Raw genomic sequence first — 7,799 nt, 5'->3', positions numbered from 1 at the left:
GCCCCGCAGAACGTCCGAATGATCTCGATGACCCGATCGACGTCCGAGTCGGCGAGGTCGGGAAACATCGGCAGACTGATCTCCTGCTCGTAGTAGGCCTCGGCCTTCGGGCACATGCCGCGCTTGTAGCCGAGATCGGCGAAGTACGGCTGCCAGTAGACCGGGATGTAGTTGACCTGCACACCGATGCCCTGCGCACGCAGATGGTCGAACAGCTCGCGGCGTCGGCCGTCGGTGATGCGCAGCGGATAGAGGTGCCAGACCGGTTCCGCGCCCGCGCGGTGGCCGGGCAACGTCAGCTGCTCGATGCCCGCGAGGCCCTCGTTGTAGCGGTCCGTCAGCTCCTGACGGCGCGTCTTGAACTGCTCCAGTCGCGTCAGCTGGCTCGAGCCAAGCGCGGCCTGCAGGTCGTTGAGCCGGTAGTTGAGGCCCAGTTCGGGCATCTCGTACCACCACGCGCCCTCGTCGGGATGACGCAGCTGGTCGGCCTCGCGCACCATGCCGATGCCCTTGAACCGGCGCGCGCGCTCGAGGACGCCGGCGTCCTTCGCGACGACGGCGCCGCCCTCACCCGTCGTGAGGTTCTTCGTCGGGAAGAAGGAGAACGTCGTGATGTCCGCGAGGGAACCGACCGGCACACCGTCCAGCGAGCCGCCGACGGAGTGCGCCGCGTCCTCGAGCAGGTACGCGCCCGCATCCTTCGCGACCTTCGACAGCGCGGGGGCGTCGATGGGGTGGCCGCCGTAGTCGACGCCCGCGATCACCTTCGTCGAGGCGGTGACCTCGGCGGCGGCGGCCTCGGGGTCGAGGTTGCCCGTGTCCTCGCTGATGTCGGCGAAGACGATCTTGGCGCCCAGCAGCGCCGCCGCGGTCGCCGTTGCGAGGAACGTCAGCGGGGTCGTGATGACCTCGTCGCCCGGGCCGACCTCGGCCGCGGCGTACGCGACGTGCAGCGCAGCCGTGCCGGAGGTGACGGAGACCGCCGGCTCGGCGACGCCGGCCAGTTCGCCGATCTGCTTCTCGAACGACTCGACGTACGGGCCGGTGGTCAGCCAGTCACCCGACAGCACCTCCTGCACGGCGGCGATGTCGGCGTCGTTGATGGACTGACGGCCGTAGGGCAGCATCCGCGCGCCCTCAGATGCCCGAGGCGAGCATCTGCTGCAGCTGCTCGATCGTGTACCACTGGTCGTTGTCGCCCGAGGAGTAGTGGAAGCCGTCCTCGACGGGCTTGCCGTCCTTCGGCGGCTCGTAGCCCCACGTCGCGAAGTCGGGCTGCAGGACGAAGTACTTGCCGTCCTTGACGATCACCGCGCGGCGGCCCTCCTCCGGGGAGATCATCTCCTCGTGCAGCTTCTCGCCGGGGCGCAGGCCGACGTCGTGCATCTGCGCGCCGGGGGCGATGGCCTGCGCGAGGTCGGTGACCTTCATCGACGGGATGCGCGGCACGAGCAACTCGCCGCCCTGCATGAGGTCGAAGGTGTCGAGCACCATCTGCACGGCGTCGTCGAGGGTGATGAAGAAGCGGGTGCAGCGCAGATCGGTGATCGGCAGCGACTCGCCGGCCTCGTGCATCGCCTTGAACTTCGGGATGATCGAACCACGCGAGCCCATGACGTTGCCGTAGCGCACGACGGCGAAGCGCGTCGGGTAGGCGGCGGCGTAGTGGTTGCCGAGGATGAACAGCTTGTCGGCCGTCAGCTTCGTCGCGCCATAGAGGTTGATCGGGCTCGAGGCCTTGTCGGTCGACAGTGCGACGACCTTCTTGACGCCCGCGTCGATGCACGCCTCGATGACGTTCTGCGAACCGATGACGTTCGTCTTGACGAACTCGTACGGGTTGTACTCGGCCGTGTCGACCTGCTTGAGCGCCGCGGCGTGCACGACGTAGTCGACGCCGTGCATGGCGCGCTTGAGGCGGTCGAGGTCACGGATGTCACCGATGAACCAGCGCAGGCGCGGGTCGTCCTTGAACAGCGCGCGGCACTCCCACTGCTTCAACTCGTCACGCGAGTAGATGACGACGCGCTTGGGGTTGTGCTCGGCGAGCAGCTTCGTGATGAAGGCCTTGCCGAAGGAACCGGTACCACCGGTGACCAGGATGGACGAATCGTCAAGAATGCTCACGCGGGCTCCCAAATCATGTCGTACGTCGGTGACGCCGGAGCAAACGCCACGCGACGTGGCGCCTCACCGTTCTGCTCGATATCAGGTCAAGGCTAGCACCCGGCCCGTAGGCGCCCCCCGACCGTGCAGGCGGGGTGAGAGCATCGACGCATGGACGCTTCTCGTTCCCCGTCTCCCGCTGCGTGGCCCGGCGAGCCCGCCGCGACGACGCCTTCCTCCCCCACCCGTCGCGTCGTGCTGCGCGCCGATGCCACACCGACCATCGGCGTCGGGCACGCGATGCGATTGCTTGCGCTCGCCCAGGAGTTGCGCGGACGAGGCATCGAGGTGCACCTCGCGGGCGATCTCGATGTGGCATGGGTGGCGTCGGCCTACGCCGAGGCCGGCGTTCTCGTGCACCCCTGCCCCACCGACCCCGACGACCTCGCCACGCTCGTGCTCGATCTCGACGCGCGGTGGTGCGTACTGGATCGCTACGACCTGGGTCCGCGCTGGGGCGTGTGGCTGCGGCGAGCCGGCGTCGTCGTCATGGCGATGGTGGACGGGCCGTTCTCGGCTGATCAAGACGCCGACCTCTACGTCGACCAGAATCCCGGTGCGACGCCTCGTGCCGTCGGCGCGGGACAGCTCGCCCTCGCAGGGGCGGACTACACCCTCTTTCGTGACGACGTGCTCGCGCTGCGCCGCCCCGTCGGTGACGTCGCCGTCGATGACGTCGCCGACGAGGAGCAGCGCCCTCTGCGCGTGCTCGAGGTGTTCGGCGGCACCGACCCGTGCGGCGCGGCGCCCGTCGTCACACCTCTCGTACTGCAGGCATGCAGCGGCCTGGCCGCCGACATCACCGTCGTCACGCCTGACCGGACGTGGGTCGCCCCCCTCGCCGCGGATGCACCCCCCGGTGTCGAACTGCGAGCGAGCGGACCGGTGAGCGACCTCGCCGCGCGCGCCGCGGCCTGCGACCTCGTCGTGACCGCGAGCGGGTCGTCCGTGTGGGAACTCATGTGCCTCGGTGTCCCGCTCGGCGTCGTCTGCGTCATCGACAACCAGCGCCCGGGTTACGACATGGTGGCCGATGCAGATCTGGCGCTCGGGCTCGGCGACCTCGAGATGCTGCGACGCGACGATGACGCGCGCGCCGCGGCCGTGAGCGCGCTGCGCGAGGCGTTCACCGACCGCGACGTGCGCGTCGAGCGGGCCGCACGGGCTCAGGAGTTGCTCGACGGTCGGGGTCGCGCCCGCGTGGCGGAGGCTCTTGTCAGCCTGGCTCGCTAGGCTGGCGAACGCACCCTCGTCGAATCGGCACTGTTTCGAACAGCACCGTCCCAGCAGCTCCGGAGGCTCACCGTGACCCGCACCCGCGTCGTCATCCAATCCCGCCTGAACTCGAGCCGGCTGCCCGGCAAGGCGCTCATGACGATCGGCGGGATGCCGCTGATCGAGCTCGTCGCGCGCCGGGCCTCGCGTGATGGCCACGAGGTCGTCGTCGCCACCAGTGAGGAACAGTACGACACCCGCATCTTCGACCACCTCGCCCGCGTCGACATCCCGGCGATGCGTGGCTCACTCGACGACGTGCTCGGCCGCTTCGTCGAGGCGACGAAGGACATGGACGACGACGACCGCGTCGTCCGCCTGACCGGCGACAACCCCGTCGGCGATTCGAGCCTCATCGACGAACTCGTCGAGGCCATGGATGCGGGCGGTTACGAATACGGTCGCAACGACGTCTCACACATGCCCGAGGGGCTCGGATGCGAGGTCTTCCGCGTACGCGATCTGCGGCGCGCCGCCGCATCGACGAGCGACCCGTACGACCGCGAGCACGTGACCCCGTGGTTGCGCCGCAACGTCAAGACCCTCGACTTCGTCCCGGCCGCGAACCCCGGCGACCCCGAGCGCTTCCGCTGCACCGTCGATGTCCTCTCCGACTACGACCGGGTGTGCCGCCTGTTCGCCAACAAGCCGGACCCGGTCGCCGTCCCATGGACGGACCTCATCGCAGAGATCGGCGGGCCCGCCTTCACCGCCGGTCCCAGCGTGCCGCGCCGCGACGACAGCGAACTCGATCAGTCCGTCATGATCCTCGGCGGCCAGGCGTTCGCCGGCCCCAACGCGCCGTCGGCCGCGGAGATCCGCGCGATGCTCGCGACGGCCGTCAACCGCGGCGTCAACCACGTCGAGGTCGGTCGAGGCGACCACAACGCCGAGGAGATCCTCCACAAGTGCGGCGAGCCGCAGCTGACACAGCGGCTGCACTTCATCTCCCGCCTGCGTGAGATGCGCACCAACGACCCTCGACTCGCGGCCGCCGTCATCGAGGCCCAGCTCGAACGTTCCTTCGCCGAACTCGGCCGGCGTCGGGCGTCCGCCGTGCTCATGGCGAACGTCGACGAGGCGCACGACGCCGACGGCGCCGGCTGGCACCGCCTGCGCGACTACCAGGACAGCGGCGAGGTCGGCCGCATCGGCGTCAACGTCGAATCGCTCGAAGAACTCGAACGCGCCCTCGACCTCACCGGGCTCGGCTACGTGCAGTTCCCGCTCGGTGTCGCCGACCGGCAACTGCGCGCGGCGGGAGAGCTGCTCGGAGGGCGCGACGTCGTCGTCACGACGCACGCGACGTTCGCCGGCGGCACCGTGTTCGACCCGAGCGAACTCAACCGTCAGCTCGTGCTTCTTGCACACGAACTGGGACGCGCCAACGTCGCCGACCTGTGCGTCGCCTACAGCTTGTCGCACCAGTTCGTCGACTCCCTCGCGATCGGCACCCGCAGCAACCAGCAGATGATCGACGACCTCGCCTACTGCCTCAACGCCCCGCTGACGGCCGACGAGCGCGACGCCGTCGAGGAACGCCTCGACGCGGTGGTGTCCTGATGACGACCCGCACCCCGTGGCAGGTGCTCGAACACCTCGTCGCGACGGATCAGACGGCACCACGGGTGACGTTCTACGAACGCACACCCGGCCCCACGCAGGGTGAACGCATCGAGTTGTCCGCCAAGGTGCTGACGAACTGGGTGAGCAAGGCCGCCAACCTCTTGAGCGAGGAGCTCGACGTCGACGCGTCCTCGAGCGTCATCGTGCACCTGCCCGCTGCTCACTGGCGCACGGCCTACTGGTGCCTGGCCGTGTGGTCGCTCGGGGCGCAGGTCGTCTTCGTCGACGCCGACGACGACGATGGCGCCCTGCCGTCTGCCCCCATCGTGCGGGAGGCCGACGTGCTCGTCACCTCGAACCCTGCGGACGAGGTCGACATCGACATCGTCGTCGTCACGCTCGCGATGCTTGCGCGTCGATCGTCCGCTCCCCTGCCAACCGATGCGATCGATGAGGCGCAGGAGCTCAGCACCTTCGGCGACGTGTTCACCCCGTTCGATGTCCCGGCGCCGACGGCCGCCGCGCTGACCGTGGTGACGGGCGCCGGCGACGAGCGTCAGACGTCGTACGCCGACCTCACGACGCCACTCACCGACGCCGGCCGGCACTTCCTGGCCTCGCCGTCACCGGAGCTTCTCGCCGGCGTCCTGGCGGGCGGCGGCAGCGTCGTGCTCGTGCGAGGCGACATGGAGGCCGCTGACCTGGCGCGCCTACTGGAGCAGGAGTCCGCGCAGCCTCGATGAGGCGTCGTCGCCAGGCGTGCACGAAGGTGGACGAAATTCGCCGAGGTGCACGGAAATCGCGAAGGTGGACGCGATTCGCGAATGTGGACGAAGATCGCCGATGGGGACGGGAATCGCAGGTGGGTCAGCTGACGCCGGCGTCGAGATCCTTGTTGTAACGGTCGATGATCTCCTTCATCGGCCCGTCGCCGACGAGGGTGCCGCCCTGCAGGTAGATGCCGCGCGTGCAGAAGCGCGTGAGGTCACCTTCGGAGTGGCTGACGAGGAACAGCGTGCGTCCCTCGGCGAGAAGCCCTTCCATCCGCTCGTAGCACTGCTCGCGGAAGGCACGGTCGCCGACGGCGAGCACCTCGTCGACGAGGAGGATGGGCTCGTCGAGCTGCGTGATGACGGAGAAGCCTAGCCGCACCTGCATGCCGGAGCTGAAGTGGCGGAACGGCAGGTCGAGCCCCCGCTGCACCTGCGGCCCGGCGAACTTGACGATGTCGTCGAATCGCTCGTCGACCGTCTCCTTCTTCATGCCGTGCAGGCCGGCCATGAGGTAGATGTTCTCGCGAGCCGACAACTCGCCGATGAAGCCACCGGTGAGTTCGATCATTGGGGCGACGCCCTCGTGGATGCGCGCTGAGCCCTCGTCGGGAAGCAAGGTGCCGGCGATCATCTTGAGCAGCGTCGACTTGCCGCCACCGTTGGCCCCGACGAGACCGACGGCCTCCCCACGGCCGACGTCGAACGAGACGTTGCGCAGCGCCCAGAACGTCTCCTTGTCGTAGGAGGTCTTGCGCTTGTAGATGATCTCGCGCAGCGACAGGTTGCGCTTGCGGCCCTTGAGGAACTCGACGCCCAGGTCGTCGACCTCGATGACCGGCTTGCCCTCGGGGGTCTGCCATTCGACGGGCATCTCAGATCTCCTTGAGGATCGCGGGCTCGAGCTTGCGGAACACCCAGGAGCCGAAGGCGAGCCACCCGAGCGAGAGGACGAAGGCGAAGATCCAGCTGTGCCAGTCGGGGCCGTGCTCGCTGACGAAGCCCGCCCGGTACATGTCGATGATGCCGGTGAGCGGGTTGATCTGCATGAGCGTCGTCGCCCAGCCGAACCCGTGCTGCGAGGCCTTCTCGGCGAGCAGATGGATCGAGTAGATGATGGGTGTCAGGTAGAACAGCACGCGCAGGATGATGCGGACGATCCGGATGAAGTCGTCGACGAGCGCTGCCACCGGGGCGATGACGAGGCCCATGCCCATGAGCAGGATGAACTGGATGAGCAGCGCCGGGATCCAGTACACCAGCTCCCAGCTGAGCTGCACCTCCCCGTTGGCCCAGTAGTAGAGCATGAATCCGATGAGGATCGGCAGTGACAGCAGGTGCTCGATGCCCTTGGAGATGACCACGCGCGCCACCCACAACTCGCGCGGAAGGTTCGTCGAGCGGACGAGCAACCGCTCCGCGTAGAGCGCTCGCGCGCTCTCGTTGATGACGTTGTTGAACCAGTTCCAGGCGAGCATGCCGGCGACGATGAAGAGCACGATCGGCACACCGTCGGTGTTCTTGAACCGCTGAGCCATCGGCTCACCCGGTGAGGGGTCGCTCGCCCAGATGACGCCGAAGACGAACGAGTAGACCAGCGCCATGGCGAGGGGGTCGATCAGGGTCCAGAGGTAACCCAACGCCGAGCGCGAATAACGCACGCGAAGGTCACGTCGGACGAGGGTGTCGAGCGTCGCTCGATGGTCCCAGATCCGCGCCAAGCGGTTCGATGAGTTCATGTCTTCCTTCATGCTGACCAGCTGCTTCGCCCACCGGCTCGAGGGCAGCGGCACCTGGCGGTGCCACGACGCAGGCATCTCAGCCTACCGAGCACGCGCTGGGAGTTCGCTCAGGCTCGCGGGGCCTGCCCCGGTTCGGCGGGTTCGAGCTCGACGCGGGAGGTGAGGAAGCCCAGGCCCCAGGCCAGGTGCATCGTCGCGAGCACGGCCGGCATGCGGACGACGACGGCCGCGTCGCGCCCGCGCGCCGCGTGCACGCCTCCGGCGGTGACGAGGGCCGCGT

General features: G+C 68.4%; 7 protein-coding genes. 3 read left to right on the top strand and 4 right to left on the bottom strand.

The window, feature by feature from the left end:
- A partial coding sequence (locus B2284_RS07065; RefSeq protein WP_006943603.1) for a DegT/DnrJ/EryC1/StrS family aminotransferase occupies positions 1 to 1,127 on the bottom strand: 1,127 nt, incomplete at its 3' end.
- Between the two features lie 10 nt (positions 1,128 to 1,137).
- Positions 1,138 to 2,127, bottom strand: coding sequence for a UDP-N-acetylglucosamine 4,6-dehydratase (inverting) (gene pseB, locus B2284_RS07060; RefSeq protein ID WP_006943604.1), 990 nt, complete (start codon positions 2,125 to 2,127; stop codon positions 1,138 to 1,140).
- A 150-nt stretch (positions 2,128 to 2,277) separates the two neighbouring features.
- Between pseB and B2284_RS07055 the strand changes: the two genes are divergently transcribed.
- From B2284_RS07055 to B2284_RS07045, 3 genes are all read left to right on the top strand, one after another.
- A complete protein-coding gene (locus B2284_RS07055; RefSeq protein WP_006943588.1) occupies positions 2,278 to 3,399 on the top strand; it encodes a PseG/SpsG family protein in 1,122 nt (373 codons plus the stop codon).
- 72 nt (positions 3,400 to 3,471) lie between these two features.
- Positions 3,472 to 5,004, top strand: coding sequence for an aldo/keto reductase (locus tag B2284_RS07050; RefSeq protein WP_006943605.1), 1,533 nt, complete (start codon positions 3,472 to 3,474; stop codon positions 5,002 to 5,004).
- Entirely contained in the window at positions 5,004 to 5,750 is a 747-nt protein-coding gene (locus B2284_RS07045; RefSeq protein WP_006943587.1) for a TIGR03089 family protein, read from the top strand. The genes B2284_RS07050 and B2284_RS07045 overlap by 1 nt, the downstream gene beginning before the upstream one ends.
- A 124-nt stretch (positions 5,751 to 5,874) precedes the next feature.
- Here the strand turns inward: B2284_RS07045 and B2284_RS07040 are convergent, their stop codons facing one another.
- A complete protein-coding gene (locus B2284_RS07040) occupies positions 5,875 to 6,651 on the bottom strand; it encodes an ABC transporter ATP-binding protein (protein WP_006943597.1) in 777 nt (258 codons plus the stop codon).
- Between the two features lies 1 nt (position 6,652).
- Positions 6,653 to 7,516 carry an ABC transporter permease gene (locus tag B2284_RS07035; protein WP_074040692.1) on the bottom strand — a complete coding sequence of 288 codons (864 nt, stop codon included), beginning with the start codon at positions 7,514 to 7,516 and terminating at the stop codon, positions 6,653 to 6,655.
- Positions 7,517 to 7,799: the final 283 nt, after the last annotated feature.

The organism is Dermacoccus sp. UBA1591 (assembly GCF_002322065.1).
GTDB lineage: Bacteria > Actinomycetota > Actinomycetes > Actinomycetales > Dermatophilaceae > Dermacoccus > Dermacoccus nishinomiyaensis.
This window is presented reverse-complemented; position numbering and strand designations above follow the sequence as displayed.